General features: G+C 59.4%; 27 protein-coding genes. 13 read left to right on the top strand and 14 right to left on the bottom strand.

Annotated features, from left to right (window positions below; all coding sequences use genetic code 11):
- Positions 1 to 41: 41 nt before the first annotated feature.
- Genes alkB through SC318_RS13370 form a run of 3 tightly spaced genes read right to left on the bottom strand, consistent with a single transcriptional unit; the run spans position 42 to position 1,208 of the window.
- Positions 42 to 707 carry a DNA oxidative demethylase AlkB gene (alkB, locus tag SC318_RS13380; protein ID WP_320427149.1) on the bottom strand — a complete coding sequence of 222 codons (666 nt, stop codon included), beginning with the start codon at positions 705 to 707 and terminating at the stop codon, positions 42 to 44.
- A 3-nt stretch (positions 708 to 710) separates the two neighbouring features.
- The gene (locus SC318_RS13375) at positions 711 to 878 is read right to left on the bottom strand and encodes a hypothetical protein (protein ID WP_320427148.1); all 168 of its coding nucleotides are present in this window, start codon (positions 876 to 878) and stop codon (positions 711 to 713) included.
- Positions 879 to 905: 27 nt separating this feature from the next.
- Positions 906 to 1,208 carry a DUF1883 domain-containing protein gene (locus SC318_RS13370; protein ID WP_003173824.1) on the bottom strand — a complete coding sequence of 101 codons (303 nt, stop codon included), beginning with the start codon at positions 1,206 to 1,208 and terminating at the stop codon, positions 906 to 908.
- A 212-nt stretch (positions 1,209 to 1,420) separates the two neighbouring features.
- On the opposite strand from SC318_RS13370, the gene SC318_RS13365 reads away from it, so the two are divergent.
- From SC318_RS13365 to SC318_RS13350, 4 genes are all read left to right on the top strand, one after another.
- Complete coding sequence (locus SC318_RS13365; RefSeq protein ID WP_320427147.1) at positions 1,421 to 1,771, top strand: hypothetical protein; 351 nt, start codon at positions 1,421 to 1,423, stop codon at positions 1,769 to 1,771.
- Between the two features lie 188 nt (positions 1,772 to 1,959).
- Complete coding sequence (locus SC318_RS13360) at positions 1,960 to 2,607, top strand: c-type cytochrome (protein ID WP_320427146.1); 648 nt, start codon at positions 1,960 to 1,962, stop codon at positions 2,605 to 2,607.
- On the top strand, positions 2,604 to 3,515 hold the full coding sequence (locus SC318_RS13355; protein WP_320427145.1) for a c-type cytochrome: 912 nt from the start codon (positions 2,604 to 2,606) through the stop codon (positions 3,513 to 3,515). Before SC318_RS13360 ends, SC318_RS13355 begins: the two co-directional genes overlap by 4 nt.
- Before the next feature lie 79 nt (positions 3,516 to 3,594).
- Positions 3,595 to 3,825, top strand: coding sequence for a hypothetical protein (locus tag SC318_RS13350; RefSeq protein ID WP_065929978.1), 231 nt, complete (start codon positions 3,595 to 3,597; stop codon positions 3,823 to 3,825).
- 9 nt (positions 3,826 to 3,834) lie between these two features.
- On the opposite strand, the gene SC318_RS13345 is transcribed toward SC318_RS13350, so the two are convergent.
- Positions 3,835 to 4,116 carry a hypothetical protein gene (locus tag SC318_RS13345; protein ID WP_320427144.1) on the bottom strand — a complete coding sequence of 94 codons (282 nt, stop codon included), beginning with the start codon at positions 4,114 to 4,116 and terminating at the stop codon, positions 3,835 to 3,837.
- 141 nt (positions 4,117 to 4,257) lie between these two features.
- Positions 4,258 to 4,443: a hypothetical protein gene (locus tag SC318_RS13340; protein WP_017528082.1), complete on the bottom strand. Its 186-nt coding sequence runs from the start codon at positions 4,441 to 4,443 to the stop codon at positions 4,258 to 4,260.
- A gap of 299 nt (positions 4,444 to 4,742) precedes the next feature.
- Between SC318_RS13340 and galU the strand changes: the two genes are divergently transcribed.
- Both galU and gorA read left to right on the top strand, forming a co-directional pair.
- Positions 4,743 to 5,582 (top strand): UTP--glucose-1-phosphate uridylyltransferase GalU, encoded by an 840-nt coding sequence (galU, locus tag SC318_RS13335; RefSeq protein WP_003230743.1) that lies wholly within the window; start codon positions 4,743 to 4,745, stop codon positions 5,580 to 5,582.
- 105 nt (positions 5,583 to 5,687) lie between these two features.
- Complete coding sequence (gene gorA / locus SC318_RS13330) at positions 5,688 to 7,046, top strand: glutathione-disulfide reductase (protein WP_320427143.1); 1,359 nt, start codon at positions 5,688 to 5,690, stop codon at positions 7,044 to 7,046.
- On the opposite strand, the gene SC318_RS13325 is transcribed toward gorA, so the two are convergent.
- Entirely contained in the window at positions 7,047 to 8,054 is a 1,008-nt protein-coding gene (locus tag SC318_RS13325; RefSeq protein WP_320427142.1) for a DNA-binding protein, read from the bottom strand. It abuts the gene before it with no gap.
- A 171-nt stretch (positions 8,055 to 8,225) separates the two neighbouring features.
- Here SC318_RS13325 and SC318_RS13320 point away from each other — a divergent pair, with 171 nt between their 5' ends.
- The 3 genes from SC318_RS13320 to ahpF all read left to right on the top strand — a co-directional run bounded on the left by SC318_RS13320 (position 8,226) and on the right by ahpF (position 11,544).
- Complete coding sequence (locus SC318_RS13320) at positions 8,226 to 9,158, top strand: site-specific integrase (protein WP_320427141.1); 933 nt, start codon at positions 8,226 to 8,228, stop codon at positions 9,156 to 9,158.
- Between the two features lie 133 nt (positions 9,159 to 9,291).
- Entirely contained in the window at positions 9,292 to 9,855 is a 564-nt protein-coding gene (gene ahpC, locus SC318_RS13315; RefSeq protein WP_003191303.1) for an alkyl hydroperoxide reductase subunit C, read from the top strand.
- A 123-nt stretch (positions 9,856 to 9,978) separates the two neighbouring features.
- Positions 9,979 to 11,544: an alkyl hydroperoxide reductase subunit F gene (ahpF, locus tag SC318_RS13310; protein ID WP_320427140.1), complete on the top strand. Its 1,566-nt coding sequence runs from the start codon at positions 9,979 to 9,981 to the stop codon at positions 11,542 to 11,544.
- Between the two features lie 51 nt (positions 11,545 to 11,595).
- On the opposite strand, the gene gloA is transcribed toward ahpF, so the two are convergent.
- Positions 11,596 to 12,117 (bottom strand): lactoylglutathione lyase, encoded by a 522-nt coding sequence (gene gloA / locus SC318_RS13305; RefSeq protein ID WP_012724171.1) that lies wholly within the window; start codon positions 12,115 to 12,117, stop codon positions 11,596 to 11,598.
- 179 nt (positions 12,118 to 12,296) lie between these two features.
- Here gloA and SC318_RS13300 point away from each other — a divergent pair, with 179 nt between their 5' ends.
- Positions 12,297 to 12,833 carry a DUF4946 domain-containing protein gene (locus tag SC318_RS13300; protein WP_320431231.1) on the top strand — a complete coding sequence of 179 codons (537 nt, stop codon included), beginning with the start codon at positions 12,297 to 12,299 and terminating at the stop codon, positions 12,831 to 12,833.
- Between the two features lie 102 nt (positions 12,834 to 12,935).
- On the opposite strand, the gene SC318_RS13295 is transcribed toward SC318_RS13300, so the two are convergent.
- The 3 genes from SC318_RS13295 to SC318_RS13285 form a co-directional block, all read right to left on the bottom strand.
- A complete protein-coding gene (locus tag SC318_RS13295) occupies positions 12,936 to 13,301 on the bottom strand; it encodes a histone-like nucleoid-structuring protein, MvaT/MvaU family (RefSeq protein ID WP_320427139.1) in 366 nt (121 codons plus the stop codon).
- Positions 13,302 to 13,475: 174 nt separating this feature from the next.
- On the bottom strand, positions 13,476 to 15,041 hold the full coding sequence (locus SC318_RS13290; RefSeq protein ID WP_320427138.1) for an EAL domain-containing protein: 1,566 nt from the start codon (positions 15,039 to 15,041) through the stop codon (positions 13,476 to 13,478).
- Positions 15,042 to 15,144: 103 nt separating this feature from the next.
- The gene (locus SC318_RS13285) at positions 15,145 to 16,023 is read right to left on the bottom strand and encodes a LysR family transcriptional regulator (protein ID WP_320427137.1); all 879 of its coding nucleotides are present in this window, start codon (positions 16,021 to 16,023) and stop codon (positions 15,145 to 15,147) included.
- A gap of 362 nt (positions 16,024 to 16,385) precedes the next feature.
- Between SC318_RS13285 and hppD the strand changes: the two genes are divergently transcribed.
- Complete coding sequence (gene hppD / locus SC318_RS13280; RefSeq protein WP_320427136.1) at positions 16,386 to 17,462, top strand: 4-hydroxyphenylpyruvate dioxygenase; 1,077 nt, start codon at positions 16,386 to 16,388, stop codon at positions 17,460 to 17,462.
- 70 nt (positions 17,463 to 17,532) lie between these two features.
- Here the strand turns inward: hppD and rarD are convergent, their stop codons facing one another.
- The 3 genes from rarD to SC318_RS13265 all read right to left on the bottom strand — a co-directional run bounded on the left by rarD (position 17,533) and on the right by SC318_RS13265 (position 20,549).
- Entirely contained in the window at positions 17,533 to 18,414 is an 882-nt protein-coding gene (gene rarD / locus SC318_RS13275; RefSeq protein ID WP_320427135.1) for an EamA family transporter RarD, read from the bottom strand.
- Between the two features lie 140 nt (positions 18,415 to 18,554).
- Positions 18,555 to 19,565 carry an aldo/keto reductase gene (locus SC318_RS13270; protein WP_320431172.1) on the bottom strand — a complete coding sequence of 337 codons (1,011 nt, stop codon included), beginning with the start codon at positions 19,563 to 19,565 and terminating at the stop codon, positions 18,555 to 18,557.
- A gap of 81 nt (positions 19,566 to 19,646) precedes the next feature.
- Entirely contained in the window at positions 19,647 to 20,549 is a 903-nt protein-coding gene (locus SC318_RS13265) for a LysR family transcriptional regulator (protein ID WP_320431171.1), read from the bottom strand.
- 101 nt (positions 20,550 to 20,650) lie between these two features.
- Here SC318_RS13265 and SC318_RS13260 point away from each other — a divergent pair, with 101 nt between their 5' ends.
- Positions 20,651 to 21,355, top strand: a complete 705-nt coding sequence (locus SC318_RS13260; RefSeq protein ID WP_320431170.1) for an SDR family oxidoreductase — start codon at positions 20,651 to 20,653, stop codon at positions 21,353 to 21,355.
- A gap of 60 nt (positions 21,356 to 21,415) precedes the next feature.
- Here SC318_RS13260 and SC318_RS13255 read toward each other — a convergent pair whose 3' ends face one another.
- On the bottom strand, positions 21,416 to 22,726 hold the full coding sequence (locus SC318_RS13255; protein ID WP_320431169.1) for an MFS transporter: 1,311 nt from the start codon (positions 22,724 to 22,726) through the stop codon (positions 21,416 to 21,418).
- A gap of 160 nt (positions 22,727 to 22,886) precedes the next feature.
- Here SC318_RS13255 and SC318_RS13250 point away from each other — a divergent pair, with 160 nt between their 5' ends.
- Positions 22,887 to 23,993, top strand: coding sequence for a sugar diacid recognition domain-containing protein (locus tag SC318_RS13250; protein ID WP_320431168.1), 1,107 nt, complete (start codon positions 22,887 to 22,889; stop codon positions 23,991 to 23,993).
- The last annotated feature ends 25 nt before the right edge of the window (positions 23,994 to 24,018 follow it).

Genomic DNA, 24,018 nt, shown 5'->3' with positions numbered 1-24,018 from the left:
CCCTGCGAGGCACGCCCAACACTCCGAAGCTTGCGGTCAAATCAACCCGCGGTGCGAAAGGTCAGGTTGATTCGTTGCGGCCCCATGATCGGGTGCACGCCTTCCTGAATGGGCATCACCCCATGGTAGCGCAGGCGATCCACACCGCCCCAGACCACCACATCGCCGTGGAACAGGGAAATCCTTTGCGTCTTGTCACTGCGCTGGTGACCGCCGAACAGGAAAACCGCCGGCAGGCCAAGGGAGATCGACACCACGGGCGCGTCATAGCACCGCTCGTTCTTGTCCTGGTGCAAAGACATCTTCGCTGCGGGCACATAGCGGTTGATCAGGCAGGCATCCGGTGAAAAATCGCTGAAACCTGCAGCACTTGCCGCCGATATGGCCAGCTCGCGCAATGCGTCGGGCATGGGTGGCCAGGGTCGCAGGCTACGCGGATCATAAGGGCTGTAGCGATAGCCCGCGATGTCGGTGGTCCAGCCCAGTTTGCCGCAACTGCTCAGCGCGGCCGACATGGTAAAGCCGCCAGGCGTGACCATCTGCCGAAACGGCGACTGGGCCAGGACACGCCGCAACTCAGGCAGTAAACGCTCAATCCAGGGCAGGGCGTAACCCCTCAGAACGTAGGACTGCTCGCCAATCTGTTCGCGCCTTGCGGGTTGTTGCAGGGCGTCATCGGTGAACAGATCGGCAGTAGGGCCGGGCATGGCTTACAGCGCCTTGCTCACATTGATGTCAGTAATTTCGTCGCTTGCATCGTGAATTTTCGCCAGCGCCTGCTTGGCTTCCTCGACGCTGTTGCTGGTCAACTGGGCAAATTCGAAGCGACGTTCGCCGTTGAGCTTGTACTTGATGACGTATTTGGTTGTGGTGTTCACGGCATTTTTTCCTTGCGGGTATGCGGGTCAGCTCAGCTTGGTGCTGGTGCGACGAACGATGCGAATCTTGTGGGACAGCGCGGGTTTGCGGGTCACACTGATGGCGCGGCGTGTGACCACATCCAAGGTGATGTTCCAGAAACCGGTGCTGGGAGCGGTGATTTTCGCCGGGAATTTGTCGAACGCGCCGCCGTGGTAGGTATGACGACCGCCGTTCTTGAAGCTGCGAAAATTCGCATCGCTCATCAGGCGGATGTTGCAGGTCTGCGAGCATTCGATGACGACAATGTCTCCCTCGTTAAGGTGCTCACGCTGATGGATGAATTTCATGGGGTGTCTCCAGAAGGGCTTTTTCTGAAAAATCAGAACGATACGTAGATTAAGATGGAGTTTATCAGCCCCAGCGCGTTTATTATCGCGCCGTCGTCGATGAGTTCGACAATTTAAAACAGTTATTTACCGAGTAATCAGAGATAAATCCTACGTTGTCGGGAGAAATTTCCCATGCCTGCTGTCGTAGGGTCTTTATCGGAGGTTTTAGTATGAAGTGGAGTGTGTTGGTGCTGGCCTTGGCGATCGCTGGGTGTGCTTCGGTTGCAGATATCAAGCAGACGCCACCCACTTTGGTGGTGATTTCCGGGAAAAAGCCGCAGGAATATGCGGCGTGCGTGGTGCGCAAATTGGAGGCGACACGTCGTCCGCCACAAATCGAACCCCACAAGAGCGGTGTTCAAGTGATCGTGCCGCAGAAGTTCTCATCAGATCCGTCAGCGATCTTCGAGATCGAAGACCGTTCCAGCGGCAGCAGCATCAAGCTTTATGAAAGCATGTCCAACGTGCCGATTCGTCCGGGCGATGTGAAGAAAGCCGGGGAAGATTGCATTTCCGGTTAAGCCAAGGCCTATGCCCGCGCACTGAACCCGATAAAAGCCCCACCCCGCAGAAGCGAGCATTTTCGCTCCTGCAGGGTGGGGCTTTTTTTCGGCTTTTTTCGGGTGTTGTGGCAAATGGCTGATTCCCATACCATCCGCATGGTTATAGACCTATTGCTTAAGCTTATAACTATAAAGATGGAGCTGTGATGAAGTCTCTGGAACGAGCACTGGTGGGAGGCGCATTAGGGTTATTGTTGGGTAACGCCTATGCGCTCGACGGCAACAAGATTTTTGTCGAAGGCGGCTCGCAGCCCGGCGCGATGTCCTGCGTGGCCTGTCATGGCGCAGATGGCTTGGGACTTGCCGCAGCAGGCTTTCCCCGATTGGCGGGTTTGCCAGCGCCTTACGTGCGCAAGCAATTGGCAGACTTTGCCAGCGGAACGCGAAGTAATCCGGTGATGCAGCCGCTGGCCAAGGCGCTCACCGATGCGGAAATCGCAGCGCTCAGCAACGCCGTCGCCGCGATGCCTGCCCCACAGACGGCAATGCCACCGCGCAGCCAGATGCCTGCCGACCCCATCGAGAAGCTGGCGCTGCAGGGCGCATGGGAACGGCAGATCCCCGCGTGCGTCAGTTGTCACGGCCCCGGCGGCATTGGCGTGGGGGATGCGTTTCCACCCTTGGCCAGTCAGCCGGCAGCTTATCTGGCAGCGCAATTGAGCGCCTGGCAGAACGGCACACGGCGCAATGACCCTGATGACCTGATGGGGCACATCGCCAAATCCATGACCCCGGATGAGGTGCAGGGCGTGGCCCACTACTTTGCCTCATTACCCGCGCAGGCCAAGCCATGAAAGCGATCATGTTGATGGCAATGCTGGCTGCGATCCCCGCCCATGCTGCGACGATAGCCATGGAAGACCAATCGCAATTGCAGCCCACGGCGCACCCCGATGCTTCTGCGTTCAAGCCCCCTTTGGAAAGCGAACTGCCGGACAATGCCTACGGCAAGCTGGTGAGGCAGGGTTACGCGTTGTTCGTGGACACCAAGCGCCTGGTACCGCAGTTTGTGGGCAACGGCCTCAATTGCAGCAACTGCCATCTGGATCAGGGGCGCATGGCCAACTCGGCGCCATTGTGGGGCGCATACCCCATGTACCCGGCGTATCGAAAGAAGAACGACAAGGTCAATACCTTTGCCGAGCGCTTGCAGGGCTGTTTCCAGTTCAGCATGAATGGCGGTACCCCTCCGGCGGCGGACAGCCCCGAGATAACGGCGCTGTCGGTGTATGCCTACTGGCTCTCCAGCAAGGCGCCGTTGGGTGTTGAATTGCCGGGGCGTGGCTATCCCGAGGTGGCACAGCCGGCCAAAGGCTACGACCTGGCCCAAGGCGCGCAGGTGTACACAGGGCAATGCGCGGTGTGTCATGGCGCTCAAGGGCAAGGGCAGAAAGTCGGCCAGGCCTACGTGATGCCGCCTTTGTGGGGGAAAGATTCCTACAACTGGGGGGCCGGCATGCACCGGATCAACACGGCAGCGTCGTTCATCAAGCACAACATGCCATTGGGCAAGATCGGCAGTTTGAGCGATCAGCAGGCGTGGGATGTTGCGGCGTACATCAACAGTCATGAGCGCCCGCAGGATCCGCGGCTGGTTGAGGGGTCGGTAGAGAAGACGCGCATCAAGTTTCACGCCAATGATGGGGTCAATCTCTATGGTCAGACGGTAGACGGCGTGTTGATCGGTCAGGGCATCCGTTAAACTGTCGGCCTTTGCCTAAAAAAAATGCCGCTCATACCCTGGGGCCTGAGCGGCATTGTCCTGCCTGGAACGCGCCACTATGAAGCGAGAACACGTCAAAGCCCGCCATGCTGAAGGTCAGATCACGGCGACCCATGTCATCCAGAACCCTGCTGATCTGGGCGAGTGGATCGTATTTTTCAAGAAGAGTGGTGGCCGCAGTTACTTCCTGGTGGACGATCAGGATGAGGTCGAGTCATTCCCGCGCCTGGACGACTTGATCGAAACCCTGCGCGGCCTGGGGATCAAGTTCGCCGAAGTGCATCTGTAGCGCTGCGGCCTACTTGCACACCACCACGACGCTGCGGCTTTTGAAATTGCCGACGTCCTTGCCCAGGGTCTGCTCGCTTTCCTTGAGCGACGGAGTGCCGTCGGTGCCGACGATACGGTAACCCGTACCTGCACAGGAGGCGTCGGCTTTCTCGTAGCAACTGGCCCAGGAGTTGGCCTCGCCCGAGCAGTCGATGGTCAAGCCTTGTTCACCATTTTTCAGGTAGGTGTCCGATGTGGTGGTGCAGCCGGCCAGCGCCAAAACTGCAATGAGTGCCAGGATCTTGTTCATAGAGTCGTCTTCGAAGGTGTTGAGAGGGCGCTGACACTGTCGTGGGGCGTTGGCGGAAGATTATAGCGAACTGCCATCTAGGTACAGCCAAACACAAAAAAGCCCCGCTTGACGGGGCTTTTTGAGACAAGGCGGCGCGGCTTACTTGCCCTTTGGCCGCTTGCTCGAGGCGTGGCCTGCTTCATCCACGAACACTTCGGCTACCGCAATCGCCATGCTTTCGGTCTCGAAAACGCCCGCGACGCTGTCACCATGGAAGTTGATCAAGTGCCAGCCGTCCGCACGTTTGGTGATCAGGTAGCCGTTTACGCCTTTTGGTTCTGACATCTAATTAGCAATCTCGTAAGCTGATTCAAGGGTGCAATGATAGCCCCAAATACCCAGGGTTTGCCCAAGTAATTCAAGGCCGATGCCGGGCTTTGAAAAGCGTGCTACAAAGGATCAAGCTCTATGAAACATCAAGACTCCAGTGCCGGTCAGTCTACTGCTTGAAAGATGAGCGGAACTTACGCCGACATTTTTTCTCTATGATGACATCGCGGCGCCAGCAGGACCCATTGTAAGGTGACTGCGGCCTGATTAGACTGCGCCGAATTCCGTACGCACAGCCCTTTGTAAGGACTCATATGATCAAGAAATGCTTGTTCCCAGCAGCCGGTTACGGCACTCGCTTCCTGCCAGCGACCAAAGCCATGCCCAAAGAGATGCTGCCGGTGGTGAACAAGCCACTGATTCAGTACGGCGTCGAAGAGGCACTGGATGCCGGTCTGAATGAAATCTCCATCGTGACCGGCCGTGGCAAGCGCGCGCTGGAAGACCACTTCGACATCAGCTACGAGCTGGAAAACCAGATCAAGGGCACCGACAAGGAAAAATACCTGGTCGGCATTCGCAAGCTGCTGGACGAATGCTCGTTCTCCTACACCCGTCAGACCCAGATGAAAGGCCTCGGCCACGCCATCCTGACCGGTCGCCCGCTGATCGGTGACGAACCGTTCGCCGTGGTACTGGCCGATGACCTGTGCGTGAACCTGGAAGGCGACGGTGTGCTGACCCAGATGGTCAAGCTCTACCAGAAATACCGCTGCACCATCGTCGCGGTGATGGAAGTCAACCCGGCAGAAACCAACAAGTACGGCGTGATCGCCGGCGACGATATTGGTGATGGCCTCATCCGCGTTCGTGACATGGTTGAGAAACCTGCACCGGAAGATGCACCGTCGAACCTGGCGATCATCGGTCGTTACATCCTGACCCCGGACATCTTCAAGCTGATCGAAGAAACCGAGCCAGGCAAAGGCGGCGAGATCCAGATCACCGACGCCCTGCTCAAGCAAGCCAAAGACGGTTGCGTGATTGCCTACAAGTTCAAAGGCCAACGTTTTGACTGCGGTGGCGCTGAAGGCTATATCGAAGCGACCAACTTCTGCTACGAGCACTTCTACAAGACCGGCAAGGCTTACTGATTCATTCTTGCCCATCTGTTTCAAGCGAAAGCCACCTTCGGGTGGCTTTTTCGTTTTTCAGCCCCATGTAAGTCGGTATGCTGGTGTCCTGCCGAGGAGAGTGAAATGGCCTACGATTTTGACCTGTATGTAATTGGCGCCGGTTCTGGCGGTGTTCGCGCGGCGCGCTTTGCCGCGGGCTTTGGCGCCAAGGTGGCCGTGGCGGAAAGCCGCTACCTGGGCGGCACCTGCGTGAATGTCGGCTGTGTGCCGAAGAAGTTGCTGGTGTACGGCGCGCATTTTGCCGAAGACTTCGAGCAGGCCAGCGGCTTTGGCTGGTCGTTGGGCGAGGCGAACTTTGACTGGGCGACCCTGATCGCCAACAAAGACCGTGAGATCAACCGCCTCAATGGCATCTACCGCAACCTGCTGGTCAGCAGCGGCGTAACCCTGCACGAAGGGCATGCGCGTCTGGTGGATCCTCATCAGGTAGAAATCAACGGCGAGCGCTTTACCGCCAAACATATCCTGATCGCCACGGGCGGCTGGCCGCAGATCCCTGAGATTCCAGGGCGTGAGCACGCCATCGGCTCAAACGAGGCGTTCTTTCTCAAAGAACTGCCCAAGCGCGTGCTGGTGGTGGGCGGTGGTTACATTGCCGTTGAGTTCGCGGGTATTTTCCATGGCTTGGGCGCGCAGACTTCCTTGCTGTATCGCGGTGACCTGTTCCTGCGCGGTTTCGATGGCGCGGTGCGCAAGCATTTGCAGGAAGAGCTGACCAAGCGTGGCCTGGACCTGCAATTCAACGCCGATATCGAGCGCATCGACAAGCAGGCCGACGGCAGCCTCAAAGCCACCTTGAAGGATGGTCGCGTGCTGGAAACCGACTGCGTGTTCTACGCCACTGGCCGTCGTCCGATGCTGGACAACCTTGGGCTGGAAAATACCGGCGTCACCCTGGATGAGCGTGGTTTTGTCAGCGTGGACGATCTGTACCAGACCGCCGAGCCGTCGATCCTGGCCATCGGTGATGTGATCGGCCGCGTGCAACTCACTCCCGTAGCCCTGGCTGAAGGCATGGCGGTGGCGCGTCGTCTGTTCAAGCCCGAGCACTACCGACCCGTGGATTACGCGATGATCCCCACTGCAGTGTTCAGCCTGCCCAATATCGGCACGGTCGGCCTCACGGAAGAAGAGGCGAAGAAGAATGGCCACAAGGTGCAGATCTTCGAAAGCCGTTTCCGGCCCATGAAGCTGACCCTGACGGACTGCCAGGAAAAGACCCTGATGAAGCTGGTGGTCGATGCCGACACCGACAAAGTGCTGGGCTGCCACATGGTCGGGCCCGACGCCGGTGAAATCGTGCAGGGCCTGGCGATCGCGCTCAAGGCTGGCGCGACCAAGCAGCATTTCGACGAGACCATCGGCGTGCATCCAACGGCGGCTGAAGAGTTCGTCACCATGCGCACGCCTGTGTCGAGCTGATCAGGTGTCGGCCGTTGCCTCTGGCGCCGTTGCAACGACGGCGGCCAGGCGCAGCGCTTCAACCTGGGCCTGGGCCTTGATCAGGTCCAGCTCCAGCGCCTTGTTGGCCTGTTGATGTTCAGCCAGCGCCGCCTGACGTGACTGGCTATCGAGCAGCGCCACCCGCAAGCGCTCCTGCAGCAACGTGCGCTCGCTGTCGACCTGGCTGATCTTCTCATTCAACTCGATGCGCAAGGCCTGGTCTTTGCGCACCTGTTCCTGCAGCGCATTCAGCTCCTTCGCCGTTACCCGATGCTCAATCAACAAGCGCTCGTTGTCTCGATGCAGCTGGGTGATTTCATCCTGACGAACCAGTGCGCTCTGCTGGGCCTGGCGCAATTCGGCCTGCACCTGCTGCAGCTGGCCTTCATGGCGGCGCTGTTCCTGCTCGCGCTGATCCTTGACGGCGTTGCGATAGTGCTCGAGCGCATCGCGGGCGTGCAGGTGCTTGTCTTCCAGGGAGCGTATCTGCTCGTCCTTGTCGCTGATCCGCAGTTCGTAATCGCTGCACGCCTGGCTTAGCCCGGCATTGCGCGTTTGTTCGGTCTGCAGGCTGGTGCTGGCGGTTTGCAGGGCGGCGCTTTCTTCGGCGAGGGCGCTGGCCTGGATATCGAATTGCTGCTGCAACAGGTCATGGGCTTGCTGCAGCGCTTGAAGCTGAGTGAGCAGGGCGCCTTTTTGCTGCTCGAACTGCGCCAGGGCAAGGTCAATGGGCTCTTGGGCTTTCTCTTTCAGGCGCTGTGCAAGCCGTGCCACCAATTCTCCCAGCTCATCATCGATAGGCGCTTCAGTGATGGTTTGCCGGGTTTCACTTTCGTCCAGCTCCTTCAGATAGCGATGAATAGTGGTTTTAGAGCCGGTATTGCCCATCTCGATGCGTACGGCGTCGATGCTGGGGTTTTCGCCACGGGCGAGGATCGCCAGGCGTGCCGTCTGAACTACTGCCTTGTTTATGCCACCGCGAGCCATGGGGTCTCCGTCGATTTAATACTGTGGTACGTAATATGTATATACATACTATATCAAAAGAATAAATTCGTTTGAATTCATCATTTAACAGATGGGATATTGGCGTATTATCCCGTGTCATAAGCGTTTTTTACGTCGAAACAGGCGTGCGCAGTACGAATAGGCCCTGTCATGAGTGATCTTGATCGTTACCTCGACGCCGCTACCCGCGATAACACGCGCCGCAGCTACCGCGCGGCCATTGAACATTTCGAGGTCAGTTGGGGCGGGTTCCTGCCTGCCACCAGCGATAGCGTGGCGCGCTATCTGGTCGCCCATGCGGGCGTGCTGGCCGTGAACACCTTGAAGTTGCGTCTCTCAGCCTTGGCACAGTGGCACATCAGCCAGGGGTTTGCCGACCCGACCAAGGCACCGGTGGTACGCAAGGTGCTCAAGGGCATTCGCGCCGTGCACCCGGCACGGGAGCGCCAGGCCGAACCCCTGCAGCTCCAGCATCTGGAGCAGGTGGTTGCATCGCTTGAGAACGAAGCACGACTTGCCGCCGAAAATCAGGACCAGCCCGGGTTGCTGCGCGCCAAGCGCGACACTGCGCTGATCCTGCTGGGGTTCTGGCGTGGCTTTCGTAGCGATGAGCTGTGTCGCTTGAGCATCGAGCATGTGCAGGCAGTGCCGGGTGCTGGCATCAGCCTGTACTTGCCGCGCAGCAAGAGTGACCGCGACAACCTCGGCAAGACCTACCAGACTCCCGCGCTGCTGCGCCTGTGCCCGGTGCAGGCCTACAGCGAATGGCTCAGTGCCTCGGCACTGGTGCGCGGCCCGGTGTTTCGCGGGATCGACCGCTGGGGCAATCTGGGGGAGGAGGGGTTGCACCCCAACAGTGTGATTCCGTTATTGCGTCAGGCACTTGAACGCGCGGGCATCCCCGCCGAGCAGTACACCAGCCATTCCCTGCGTCGCGGCTTCGCCACCTGGGCCCATCGCAGCGGGTGGGACTTGAAGTCGTTGATGAGTTACGTCGGCTGGAGCGACATGAAATCGGCCATGCGCTATGTTGAAGCGACGCCCTTTCTCGGCATGACCCTGGCGACCCAACCGCTGTTATGAGATTTCTTCTATTAATAACGTCACTTGATAGGGAAAACCAATCGTCAGCATCAGGTTTGCCAATGAGCCATCGCCGGGAAGAGTGGGTAGGATTCATCTCATCAACTTCTTAACCCCTGACGGAGAGTCAACGATGCCTATCATCAACAGCCAAGTAAAACCGTTTAAAGCCACCGCTTTCAAAAACGGCAGCTTCGTCGATGTGACTGACGCTGACCTGAAAGGCAAGTGGTCGGTAGTATTCTTCTACCCAGCCGACTTCACCTTCGTTTGCCCAACCGAACTGGAAGACCTGGCTGACAACTACGCCGAATTCCAGAAACTGGGCGTCGAGATCTACAGCGTTTCCACCGACACCCACTTTGCCCACGCTGCCTGGCACAACACTTCGCCAGCCATCGGCAAGATCCAGTACACCATGATCGGCGACCCAACCCTGACCATCTCCCGCAACTTCGACGTGCTGATCGAAGAAGCTGGCCTGGCAGACCGCGGTACGTTCGTGATCAACCCGGAAGGTCAGATCAAGATTGTTGAACTGAACGACGGCGGTGTTGGCCGTGACGCTTCCGAGCTGCTGCGCAAGATCAAGGCTGCCCAGTACGTTGCTGCCCACCCGGGCGAAGTGTGCCCAGCCAAGTGGAAAGAAGGCGAGGCCACTCTGGCTCCGTCCCTGGACCTGGTCGGCAAGATCTAAGTCTGTGAAGTCTCAAGGGCGGGTATCCGCACCTACTCAGTAAGCTGCAACCGCCCTCAAAAACGCCCGGGCGAGATTCGCTCGGGCGTTTTTTTATACCCGAAATTATAGGAAATCGCCCGTATGTTGGACGCCAATCTTAAAGCTCAGTTGAAATCTTACCTGGAGCGGGTCACCCAGCCGATCGAGATCGTTGCCTCCCTCGACGACGGTGCGAAATCCCAGGAAATGCTCGCTCTTTTGCAGGATGTAACCAGCCTCACTACGCTGATTACCCTGAACACCGATGGCAATGACGCGCGCAAGCCGTCGTTCTCCATCAATCGCCCGGGTGCCGATATCAGCCTGCGTTTCGCCGGTATCCCCATGGGGCATGAATTCACTTCGCTGGTGTTGGCCCTGCTGCAAGTCGGTGGCCACCCGTCGAAGGCCAGTGTCGAAGTGATTGAACAGATCCGTGCCTTGAAAGGCGAGTTCAGCTTCGAGACGTACTTCTCGCTGTCGTGCCAGAACTGCCCGGACGTGGTCCAGGCGCTGAACCTGATGGCCGTGCTCAACCCCAACATCCGCCACGTGGCCATCGACGGTGCGCTGTTCCAGGCCGAAGTCGATGAGCGTCAGATCATGGCGGTGCCAAGTGTCTACCTTAACGGTGTGAACTTCGGTCAGGGTCGCATGGGCCTGGAGGAAATCCTCGCCAAGCTCGACACCAGCGGTATCGAAAAAGCCGCTGAGAAAATCAGCGCCAAGGATGCCTTTGATGTACTGGTTGTCGGCGGTGGGCCGGCAGGTTCATCGGCTGCAATCTACGCTGCGCGCAAAGGCATCCGTACCGGTGTGGCCGCCGAGCGTTTTGGCGGTCAGGTTCTGGATACCATGTCCATCGAGAACTTTATCTCGGTACAGGAAACCGAAGGCCCGAAACTGGCCAGCGCCCTGGAAGCCCATGTGCGTCAGTACGACGTCGACATCATGAACCTGCAGCGTGCCAGTAGCCTGGTGCCGGCCAAAAATGCCGGTGAGCTGCACGAAATTCGCTTCGAAAGCGGCGCGACCCTCAAGTCCAAGACCGTGATCCTGGCGACCGGTGCGCGCTGGCGTGAAATGGGTGTGCCAGGCGAGCAGGAATACAAGGCCAAGGGCGTATGCTTCTGCCCCCACTGCGATGGTCCGCTGTTCAAGGGCAAGCGCGTGGCGGTGATTGGCGGGGGCAACTCCGGCGTCGAAGCCGCCATCGACCTGGCCGGTATTGTCAGCCACGTTACCTTGCTGGAGTTCGACAGCAAGCTGCGCGCCGACGCTGTGTTGCAGCGCAAGCTCTATAGCCTGCCGAACGTTGATGTGATCACCAGTGCGTTGACCAGTGAAGTCAAAGGCGATGGCCAGAAAGTCACCGGCCTGGCGTACAAGGATCGCGACAGTGGCGAGTTCAAGACCATCGACCTGGAAGGCATCTTCGTGCAGATCGGTTTGCTGCCTAACACCGATTGGCTCAAAGGCACCGTGGAACTGACACCGCGCGGCGAGATCATCGTTGATGCGCGCGGCGAGACCTCGCTGCCCGGTGTGTTTGCCGCCGGTGACGTGACGACCGTGCCGTACAAGCAGATCGTCATCGCAGTAGGCGAGGGCGCCAAGGCTTCCTTGAGTGCCTTCGATCACCTGATCCGCACTTCCGCGCCGGCGTAACACCCAGCACGCAAATGAAAAACCCCATGAGCGATCATGGGGTTTTTTGTTTTACAGCGGTGCTGGCTGAATGATCTCAACCCAGTACGCGTCAGGGTCCTTGATGAAGGCCAGGCTTTTCATGCGGCCGTCGCTCAGACGCTTCTGGAAATCGCAGCCCAGGGCCTCGAAGCGTTCGCACGCTGCGACGATATCCGGCACCGAGATGCAGATATGGCCAAAGCCGCGCGGGTCGGTATTGCCGTTGTGGTAGGCGAAGTCGGCGTCGTTTTCGGTGCCGTGGTTGTGAGTCAGTTCCAGAATGCCTGGGATCGACTTCATCCACTGGGTACGCTCGGCCGCGTCAGCCGGGATCTGGGACTTGTCCACCAGGGCCAGGAAATACAGGCTGAACTCGGCTTCCGGAAAGTCGCGTTTTTCAACCAGGGAAAAGCCCAGTACGCGGGTGTAGAAGTCCAGCGACTTGGTGATGTCCTTGACCCGCAGCATGGTGTGGTTGAACACGAAGTTCGCGGTGGCGGTATCAGGTTGGGCAGTGACGCCTGGGAAGGTGTTCAGTTCGTGCAGGCTCATGGGCCCTCCAGAAAAAAATGGGGCAAAGCGGTCCCTTGGCTTGCGGCAAGCATCCGTGCAGCCGAGCCATGATACGCAAGGCCTGGCGGTCGCGCCAAATGAAAAAGCTGACGCGGCCCTTGCGAGCTGTGGGGCTCGGGCCGCAAACTTTGGGGCTGGAACCTTGGATGCTTTTTGCAATGAGCAAGTTTCGTAAACCGCTGTTGACTACGTTGTGCCTGGTGCTGGGCAGCCCGTTCGTGCTGGCCGCCGATCCGCAGATTCATTGGCCCAGTGGCTGGCAGGTCGAGGAGGTCGAGCCCGACGGCAATACGTCCGGCAAACCCCAAACCGTCTCGCGCCAGCGCGCCATCAAAAATGATGAAAACGGCAAGACATTAATGGTGATGGAGTTGACCGGCACACCCATAGAGGCCGGGCACAACGTTAATCTTCAAGGCGTCTTGCTGGAAATGCGTAAATCCATTCAGAAAGATTTTGCCCAAGGCGGTTATCAAAGCGTATGCACCAAGATGCATCCCGTCAGATTGAGCCGCCTGGACGCACTGGAAACTACCTGTGTGATAACCGAGAACGGCCGACATGTGCTATCGCAGACACTAGTGGGGGCGGTGGATACCGATAAAGCCTACGTGTTTTCATATGCGGGCCAGGCGCAAGCCTACGAGGCCAGCAAGGATGAAATCAGTTCAGTGCGTGACAGCCTCAAACTTTGAATGGGCGATGCGAACAAATGTGAACTTTAATTTAAGTTCGTTTGCGAACCTTTAAACAAAAAAAGCCCCGCTTAAGCGGGGCTTTTTGTTAGTGCATGTAAATCAACCGCGAAGCCAGGAATCTACAGTGGCTGCGCCGTACTCTTCCTTCCAGGCTTTCAGGCCACGATGGTTGCCGCCTTTGGTCTCGATCAGCTCGCCGGTATGCGGGTTCTGATAGACCTTGACCACGCGTGCGCGGCGCTGTTTCGGCGCGGTGGCGGCTGCGGCACCCGACTTGCCCGGGTTTGGATCAAGGATGGAGATTACATCGCGCAGGCTTTTGTCGTAGCTGCCCATCAGCTTTTTGAGCTTTTCTTCAAATTCGATTTCTTTCTTCAGCCCGGCGTCGTTTTTCAGGGATTCCAGCTGGGCAAGCTGCTCTTGAAGGGCTTTTTCTGCTGCGCGAAATTCGGCGAGTCTGGACAAAATCTGTACTCCAATAGTGTAGTTAGCTGATATCTACTGCGGAGAAAGCCTTAAGCCAAGAGGATTAAGCTAACTCAACGAAAACACCGATGTTCAAGTGTATCGCCAGCAGGAAAAATTGTAGTAGTTAATCCACTTCGAGTAAATCATGTCTTTTGTCTAAATAACATTCTTTCATCTTGGGTAGTCGCTGGCTGCTCGTTGGCTGGTCAGCGATTTAATGAATTCATCGCAGGGCAAGGGACGGCCAAACAGATAGCCCTGCAGAAAATCTACACCTTGGGCGACCAGATAATCACACTGTTGCGCTGTTTCCACACCTTCTGCAACGATACCCAGGTCCAGCTTGGCCGACAGTTCTATGATGCTGTCCAGAATATGCCGTGAGAGCGCATCCGCGCCGATCATGGCGACAAAGCTTTGGTCGATCTTCAAGTAGTCCACATTGAAGTTGCGCAAGTAACCCAGACTGGAATGCCCGGTGCCGAAGTCATCTATCGCGATCATCACGCCCAACTGGCGCAGCGTGTCGAACAGGCGACACGTGGTGTCGGTAGGTTCGATCAGCTCACGCTCGGTCAGCTCCAGCACCAGGGTAACCTGGCCGGGCGGGAAGGCTGCGAGGAACTCCCGGCAGTCGTCCACCAGGTCCAGATTCTGGCAATGCCGCGCAGTGATGTTCACGCCGATATGGAAACCCGCGCTGAAGCGCTCGGCATGGGGCGCCAACTGCGCAGCGGTCTGGCGCAGCAGGGCGCGGGTCATGGGCACGATCAGCCCGGAATGTTCGGCCAGAGGAATGAACATATCCGGTCGCACCAGGCCTTCTTTGGGGTGTTTCCAGCGCATCAGCACTTCGCAGCCGGCCCATTGGCGCGTGTCGCCACGCACCACCGGTTGGAAATACGGAATGAATTCATTGGCGCCCAGGGCGCGTTGCAACTCTTGGGTAGGCGCCGAAGATCGCCCCTGCAGCCAATAGGCAAGGATGCCGGCCAGCACACCAAAAAACACCACGAGACAGAACACTGCGCGATAACGCGCTTCCATATAACGCCACACCTCACCTTCAGGCATGCCCACGTCGACGCTGTAGTCATAGCGACTGGACGCCACGTACTGCGGGGCCACCGCAAACGCCAGCGGCGCGCCGGTATGGACCTTGCCGTCGGCGGCCAGCCAATTGGGGCCGACCTTGAGTACCAGGAATGCGTAACGGCTGATCAGGCGCAAGGCATTGGTGAGGTGGTAACCGTCAATCGAAGCGAACGCGCCTCGATCGCCCTCGACCACCCGATGCACCAGCAGCGCGGTATCCGGTGTGACGGGGTTGCCGCTCATCAACCATAGGCTGCCGCCAACGTAGTCGTCCGGGTTGACCGGCGACTCATACCGGCGGCCAAACAACGAGCTGCAATAGATGTTTCCCTGCCAGGACAAGGTGGTGGCGCGCACGAACGGCCGGCGGGTGACCTGCTCACGCAGTGCCAGTCGGGCGGTTTCATCGCACGGCAAGCCGGCCATGGGTAACAAAGCCTGGGCGGCGAGGGCGGTGTTATCGAGCATCAAGTCGAATTGGCGTATGGCTTCCTCCGCCGTTTGAGCGGTGCTTTGCTCAAGTGTGCGCTCGGCTTGCCCATAAAGAATCACTACTCCAAGTAAAACGGGGAGCAGGCCGCACACTGCGCTGACGAAACAGCGGGCGACTCGACTTCGGGTGCCTTTGGAGGTCAGGGGCATACAGGGGCAGCCATGCAGAATAGGGGACTATGCCGATGATAGATGGCATTGCGACAGGGTGCTCGGTAAAACGTCACAGCGCTTGCCGCAGGCAGGATTAGCTTCAAGGCGCGGCCGGATACAGCTTTTGCGCCACGGCAATAAATGCCAGTGTCGCCGGTGAGCAATGGCGGCGGTCGAGCACGGCCAGGCCGATCTGACGCGGTACCCGAGGCGCCAGCGGCCGCACCACATAACGCGAATCGGCGGCTGCCGGCAGCGAGGCCTGCGCGACGATACTCAGCCCGTCGCCACGGCTGACCGCTTCCAGCGTGCTAAGCAGCTGTGCGCAGCGGTAACGCACCTTGGGCTGTAATTGCGCCTGGCTGAACAGGCGTGTGACCAGTTCCGATGACCCGGCTTCAGTCAAGATAAACGGCGCATCACACAACGCTTGCAGAGGCAGCGCAGCCTGCGCGGTTAACGGATGCCCGGCCGGTAGCAGCACCACCAGCTGATCCTCCAGCAGCGCCACCGTGTCGAAGCGCTCCTGCTCCAGCACGACAAAGCCGACATCCACGCGCCGCTCATCCAGCCACTGCATGACCTGCCGGTCAGGGCCTTCGTCGACGTGTATCTCTATGCCGGGATAAGCCTGCCGGAAATGGTTGAGGATGTTGGGCAGCAAGCGGATCGATGCAGTGGGCCCGAATGAGCCTATGCGCAGCGTGCCGCGCTTCATGCCGCGGGCGTCGGCGGCTTCCTGCTGCAGCGTACTGGCCAGGCCCAACATGGCGCGGGCACGTCCGAGCAATTGCACGCCGATGTCGCTCGGTTCAACCAGCGTCTGGTGGCGTCGAAACAGCTCCACGCCCAACTCCTGTTCCAGTGCCTTGATCGCATGGGACACCGCCGACTGGCTGATACCCAGGCGGTGAGCGGCGCTGGTAAAGCCTTGCAGTTCAGCCACCAGGGAAAAGATCTCCAGCTGGGTCAGGGTCATGAGGAAAGACTCATTTTACCAACTGACGCCGGCCATGTTGCTTGGCGGCCCGGTGATTCTGACGGGCATCTACCTGTGTAACAAACCCTTGCGCGAGCCAGGGCAATGGGGATTTGATAAGAGTACGGACAAATCCGGTTACGCTGTGTAGAATCGATTTACGCATACAAGAATATGACTTGCGCTCACGCAAGCCTCGGCCGTCAGAGACTGATGACACCATGAAGCAACTCGGTTCACCCCTCATCTTTGGTGACTTCCTCGCTCGCAGTGTGCGGGGCCTGTCCTGTGCGCCACCCGCTGACCTCATCCTTGTCCGCAAATAACCATTTGTTTACTCCAAGCATGATGAGGCACCGACCATGACCGACCAATACGAAAACCCGATGGGCCTGATGGGCTTTGAATTCATCGAATTCGCCTCTCCGACCCCGGGCACCCTGGAGCCGATCTTCGAGATCATGGGCTTCACCAAAGTGGCCAGCCACCGTTCCAAGAACGTCCACCTGTATCGCCAGGGCGAGATCAACCTGATCCTCAACAACGAGCCCAACAGCCTTGCCTCGTATTTCGCCGCCGAACACGGACCATCGGTGTGCGGCATGGCGTTTCGCGTGAAGAACTCTCAGGAAGCCTACAAGCGCGCCCTGGAACTGGGGGCTCAGCCGATTCATATCGAAACCGGCCCGATGGAGTTGAACCTGCCGGCGATCAAGGGCATCGGCGGCGCGCCGTTGTACCTGATCGACCGTTTTGGCGAGGGCAGCTCGATCTATGACATCGACTTCGTCTACCTCGAAGGCGTAGACCGCAACCCGCAAGGCGCTGGTCTGAAGGTCATCGACCACCTGACCCACAACGTCTACCGCGGGCGCATGGCCTACTGGGCCAACTTCTACGAGAAACTGTTCAACTTCCGTGAAGCGCGTTACTTCGATATCAAGGGCGAGTACACCGGCCTGACTTCCAAGGCCATGAGCGCGCCGGATGGCATGATTCGCATCCCGTTGAACGAAGAGTCGTCCAAGGGCGCAGGCCAGATCGAAGAGTTTTTGATGCAGTTCAACGGCGAGGGCATCCAGCACGTGGCGTTCCTTACCGACGACCTGGTCAAGACCTGGGACGCGTTGAAGAATATCGGCATGCGCTTCATGACCGCGCCGCCCGACACCTACTACGAAATGCTCGAAGGTCGCCTGCCGAATCACGGCGAACCGGTGGAGCAACTGCAGGCACGCGGCATCTTGCTCGATGGCTCCTCGATCGCGGGCGACAAGCGTCTGCTGCTGCAGATTTTCTCGGAAACCCTGATGGGCCCGGTGTTTTTCGAATTCATTCAGCGTAAAGGCGACGATGGGTTCGGCGAGGGCAACTTCAAGGCGTTGTTCGAGTCGATCGAGCGCGACCAGGTGCGTCGCGGTGTATTGACCACTGACTAAGCAATAATCCCTGACACAACAGCGATCAAATGTGGGAGGGGGCAAGCCCCCTCCCACATTTTTGACCGATTCAGCCCTTGCGTTGACGCACCAAGTGCTTGAACCCTTCATACACCAGCACCATCACCGCCAGCCAGATCGGGATATAGGTCAGCCATTGCCCGCCCTTGATGCCCTCACCCAGCAGTAGCGCCACCGCAAGCAACAACACCGGTTCCACATAACTGAGCAGCCCGAACAGGCTGAAGGCCAGCAACCGGCTGGCGATGATATAGCTCACCAGCGCCGACGCACTGATCACGCCCAGCATGGGGATCAACGCGTAGAGTCTGGGCTGTGCATCCAGTACCGCAAAGCCCTGTTCGCCGCTTTGCACAAACCACCAGGCCACCGGCAACATCAACGCCATGTCCAGCCACAGGCCGCCCAGATGGTCGGTGCCCAGGTATTTACGCACCACGAAATACACCGGGTAACCGATGATCACCACCAGTGTCGCCCAGGAAAAACCGCCGGCCTGGTACAACTCGTTGAGCACACCACACGCAGCAAACACCACGGCGATCTGCTGCAAGCGCGACAACTGATCGCCATAGACCAGGCGCCCGGTCAGCACCATGGTCAGCGGCAACAGGAAATACCCCACCGACACATCCAGGCTGCGCCCGTTCAGCGGCGCCCACATGAACAGCCATAACTGCACGCCAAGCAAGGCAGACGACAGCAGCACGCCGCCCATCACGCGCGGATTGGCCGCCAGCAGCCGCAGCAATTCCCACACCCGCCGCCATTCGCCGCTGACCGCCATGAACACGGTCATGCAGGGCACGGTCAGCAACATGCGCCAGCCGAAAATTTCCAGGCCACTCAGGGGAGTGAGCAGAGACGTGAAGTAATACATCACGGCAAACAACACCGAGGCCATTACCGATAACACAACACCTTTAGACACGCTGTCCTCGCGAAAGCCGATTGAAGATAAACGAGGGGATTATGGTGCTTTTGGGCCTCAGAAGTGCGCTGTTTTGGGGCGAGGGACGGAAAATGGCTCAAAACGGTCGGTTTGCATCGATTACTTGGGAGCCGGGCCCTCTATGAGCGCGACATCCGACCCGATACGAAATGCCCTACGTCATTAAAGCCCGGCGTGGACGAATGCCCCGGCGTTACCAGTGAATCGATGAACGCCTCATCTTCGGCGGTGATCTCCACGGCCAGCGCCCCGGTATAGGCATCCCATTGCGCCTCTGTACGCGGGCCAACGATGGCTGAGCTCACCGCCGCGTTGTTCAACACCCAGGCAATCGCGAACTCGACTATTCCCACGCCACGGCCCTGGGTGTATTGCTGGATCTGCTGGGCAATGCGCAGCGATTCCACCCGCCATTCGGTCTCCAGAATGCGCCTGTCCTGGCGTGCCGCGCGGCTTCCAGGTTCTGGCGTAAGGTCAGGGGCGTACTTGCCGCTGAGCACGCCACGGGCCAACGGGCTGTAAGGCACCACGCCCAGGCCGTAGGCGGCAGCGGCGGTGATTTGCTCGACCTCGGCCTGACGATTGACGATGTTGTACAACGGCTGGCTGATGATGGGCCGATCCACGCCCAGGCGCTCGGCCACGCGAATGACCTCGGCGATACGCCAGCCGCGATAGTTGGACAAGCCCCAGTAGCGCACTTTGCCCTGGCGAATCAGGTCACCCATCGCCGATACCGTGACTTCCAGTGGGGTGTCGTGGTCCTCGCGGTGCAGGTAGTAGATGTCCAGGTAGTCGGTGTCCAGGCGAGCCAGGCTGGCATCCAGCGCGTTGAACAGCCGTTTGCGGCTCAGCCCATTGCGGTTGGGCAGGCCGTCTGCCGGGCCGAGCCCGACCTTGGAGGCCAGTACCCAGTCCTGGCGGTTGCGCGCGATGGCCTCGCCGACGATCTCCTCGGAGCGCCCGCCGGTGTAGATGTCGGCGGTGTCGATAAAGTTGATGCCCTGGTCCCAGGCTTTATCAATGATGCGCAGCGAGTCTTCGGTGCTGGTTTGTTCGCCAAACATCATGGTGCCCAGCGTCAGTGCGCTGACCTTCAACCCGGACTGGCCCAGTGTGCGGTAAATCATGCAAAGCTCCTCGTGGCAGGCGAACGTGTGTCATGCAATACCAGACACGAATGCTCTGGAACAAGCCCTGTGCGTGTTTCTTCATGCATTGAGCAATGTCTGGCAGCGCGCCTGTAAAAAACGTTGCAGTACCTTCACCCGTTCCGATACCTGCAGGCGATGGGGGCACATCAGGTTGAACGGTGCCGGTTCGCCTTGCCACCCTTCAAACAGCGCCACCAGTCGGCCGGCGGCAAGGTCGCCCACCACATCCAGTCGGGCCTTGTAGGCGATGCCGTGTCCGGCCAGGGCCCAGCGCCGCACGACTTCGCCGTCGTCACTGAGAAAGTCACCGCTGACCTCGACCTCTTCCACGTGCGCACCCTGGCAAAAGCGCCAGGTTTTGCTGACTTGGCCTTGGCGCATGTAACGCAACGCGCTGTGTCCTGACAGTTGCGTGGGGTGTTGCGGCGTGCCGTGCCGCGCCAGGTAGGCGGGGCTCGCGCAGGCGACGCGGTGGTGGTCCGGGGCGATGGGCAGGGCCACCAGGCTGGAGTCCCGGGGCACGCCAAAACGCAAAGCAATGTCGACCGTGTCACGAAACAGATCGGCGTTGCTGTCGTTGAGCATCAATTGCAGGCGGATGTTCGGGTGTTCGGCCTTGAATGCGTCCAGCCAGCCCAGCACCACATTGCGCCCGAAATCCGAGGGCGCCGCCACTTGCAGCAAACCGGTCAGGCCCTGGCTTTGCTGCTTGAGCGCCTGTTCACCCTCGTTCAATGCGGCCAGCGCGACGCGCACACTGTCCAGATAACGCCGGCCTTCCTCCGTCAGCCGCATGCTGCGGGTGGACCGGGCGAACAAGCGCAGGCCGAGGCGGGTTTCCAGGCGCTTGAGGGCGATACTCGCGGCGGCCGGGGTCAAGCCAAGCGCGCGTGCCGCGCCAGACAGGCTGCCCGTATCGGCGGTGCGCACGAACACTTCAAGGTCGACGATCGAGGTCATTTGTAAAATTCCTTTAAAGATCTTGTCGTTTTACCGGGATTTTTCTCTGATTACCAAGCGTGGAAGATGAACACTCACTTTCTTACGCAGGACCTGTTTCCATGACAACGTCTCTCAGCGGCAAAACCATTATCGTGATCGGTGGCAGCAGCGGCATCGGCGCGGCCGTCGCCAAGGCTGCGGCAGAGCGCGGTGCAAACGTGGTGGTGGCGGGGCGCCGCCTGACGTCGGCGCTGCACGACGGCATTCGCAGCGAACCGGTGGATGTCAGCGACAGCGCCTCGTTGCAGCGCCTGTTCGAAACCGTGGGGCGCTTTGATCACCTGGTCTACACCTCCGGCCCTTCGGTCAAGGCCAAAACCTTGGTCGACACCGACCTGGACGAAGCCCAGGCCAACTTCAACGTGAAACTCTGGGGCGCGTTGCGCACGATTCAACAGGCACTGCCGTTTCTGCATGAGCGCGGCAGCATCAGCCTGACCTCCGGCCAGTTGGGGCGCAAATTGGTGCCGGGGCAATTCATCAAGATTGGCATCAACGCCGCCACCGAAGCGCTGGGCAAGCAGTTGGCCAAGGAGCTGGCGCCGCGCCGCGTCAATGTGATCAGCCCCGGTGTGATTGACACACCGGCTTATGCCGGGCTTGGGGAAGAACAGCGCCTGGCGATGTTTGCCAAGGCGGGCGCAGCCTTGCCGGTTGGGCGCATCGGCCAGGCGCAGGAAGTGGCGGCGGGGTATGTACTGGCCATGGAAAACGGCTATATGACCGGCGCCGTGATCGATATCGACGGCGGCGGCCTGTTGTAACACCCTCCAGATGCAGGGAGGCAGCCCCTCCCTGCAGCAAGCCCGCTCAGCTGGGCCGCTTTATACCTTCAAGGTGCGCGTCATCCGCAACGCCAGCACACTGCCGGCGACGATAACCGCCGCCAGCAGGTACAGCGCCACATCGGTGGACCCCGTCGCATCCTTCACGAACCCGACGATGTACGGGCTCAGAAACCCGGCCATCTGGCCCATGGAATTGATCAAGGCCAGGCCGCCCGCCGCTGCGCCTGCGCTGAGCATGGCGGTGGGCACCGGCCAGAACATCGGCAGGCCGGTGAGGGCGCCCATGGTGGCGATGGTCAGGCCGAGAATGGCGATCGCTGGGGTGGTGGCGAAATTCACCGCGATCACCAGGCCAATCGCGCCCATCAACATCGGCACCACCAAGTGCCAGCGACGCTCCTTGCGCAAGTCCGCGGAGCGGCCCACCAGCAACATGAACACCGCGGCCAGCAGGTACGGGATCGCACTGAGCCAGCCGATCACCAGGTTATCGCTGAAACCCAGGTTCTTGATGATCGACGGCAGCCAGAAGTTGATCGCGTAGACGCCGCTCTGGATGCAGAAATAGATCAGGCCGAACGCCCAGATCGCCGGGTTCTTGAACACCTCGGCCAGGGAGTCGGTGCTGGTTTTCGGCTTGTTCGCAAGGTCGGTGGCCTTGTCAGCTTCCAGCACCGCGCGTTCGTGGGGCTTGAGCCACTTGGCATTGGCAAAGCTGTCGCTGAGCAGGAAGTAGGCGAGGGCGCCGAGGATCACCGTGGGGATGCCTTGCAGCAGGAACATCCACTGCCAGCCGGCGAGGCCGCCTTGACCTCCCGCAAAGTGGTTGAGAATCCAGCCGGAAAACGGGCTGCCGAGCAAACCGGAGACCGGAATCGCCGACATGAACAGCGCCATGATGCGGCCCCGGCGGAACGTCGGAAACCACTGCGAGAGGTACAGCACCACGCCGGGGAAGAAACCTGCCTCGGCAGCACCGGTAAACAGACGCAAGGTGTAGAAATGCGTCGGCGTGGTCACGAACAGCAGGCACGTGGACAAGGTGCCCCACACAATCATCATCAGTGCAATCCAGCGCCTTGGCCCGAACCGGGTCAGTGCCAGGTTGCTCGGCACGCCACACAGCACGTAGCCGATAAAGAAAATCCCGGCACCGAGGCCGTACACGGTTTCACTGAATTTCAACGCGTCGAGCATCTGCAACTTGGCAAAGCCAACGTTCACCCGGTCAAGGTAGTTGAACAGGTAGCAGATAAAGATGAAGGGGATCAGGCGCAGGGTAACGCGCTTGTAGATGGCGTTTTTATCGTCATCGGTGGCCAGTGCTGCAGCGGCGCTCTGTGACATGGGGAGTCTCTCTTTATTATGATTTTTCGCGATGCGAGGGTAACGTTGATCGCCCAAACAGTCTCGGTGACGCGATGGGCGACTGTCTTTGTGCTCGCGCACAGCCAAGCCCGCTTTGCGCTGTGCCGGTGACCAACTGTCTTTGAAGGAAAAGCGCGCCATGTTCGAGCTGGATCATGAGTTGGCACAGGATATCGTCGATCGCACCATGGCGATCCTGCCCTACAACGTCAACGTCATGGACAGCCAGGGCCTGATCCTCGGCAGCGGCGAGCCGGAGCGCATCAACACCCGGCACGAAGGCGCCCAACTGGTGCTGGCGAACGGGCGCGTGGTCGAAATCGACGGCCAGACCGCCAAGCACCTCAAAGGCGTGCTGCCAGGCATCAACCTGCCGCTGATGCATGATCAGCGCCTGATCGGCGTACTGGGTATCACCGGCGAGCCGGAAGGCCTGCGGACCTACGCTGAGCTGGTGCGCATGACCGCCGAGATGCTGGTCAGCCAGCGGCATCAGCAGGCCGAGCAGCAGTGGCGGCGCCAGCGCTGCGACGACCTGCTGGCACTGCTGTTGGCCGATACGGGAGACGCGCCGCGCCTGGTCGATGAAGCGCAACAACTGGGCCTCAAGCCGCAACTGGCGCGTACGCCTTATCTGTTCGAGCTGGGCGTGGGGCAGTCGGCCGAAGCCTTGAGCGCCTGGCTCACGTCGCGTTACCCGGACAGCTGGTGCGTGAGTTCGGCGCAGTTGTCCCTGTTGTGGTGTCGCCCGACGTCCGTGCAGGTCGATAACCTGCGCCTGCTGGAAAAGCTCGATGGCCTGGGCTGGAATATCTTGCGGGTGGCCGTGGGTGGGCAGGCGGACGGGTTGGCCGGGTTGCGTCGTTGCTATCGGCGCGTCAGTGATTTGCTGGCCTACGGTCGCGATATCCTGCCGCACTCGCGGCTGTTGATGCTCAACCGCTATCGTCTGCCGGTCATGCTCTGGCGCCACCGCAACGACGATGCCCTGGATGAATTGCTCAACCCGTTGCGCAAAGTCCTCGCCAAGGACAGCAACGGCCAACTGCTGGCCACGCTGCGCAGCTGGTGCGAGCACGACGGGCAAAGCCAGGCCTGTGCTGACGCGCTGGGCATTCACCGCAACAGCCTGCGTTACCGCATGGAAAGGATCGCCGAGTTGAGCGGCGTCGACCCGCTGACCCTGGATGGCATGCTGGCGCTGTACCTGGGCGTGCAACTGTTGCCCCAGGCATTGTCAAAATGAACAACAAACCTCACCCGTACTTGTG

Source organism: Pseudomonas sp. MUP55 (assembly GCF_034043515.1).
Lineage (GTDB): Bacteria > Pseudomonadota > Gammaproteobacteria > Pseudomonadales > Pseudomonadaceae > Aquipseudomonas.
The sequence above is the reverse complement of the archived record's forward strand: the minus strand, read 5'-3'. Positions and strand labels throughout refer to the sequence as shown.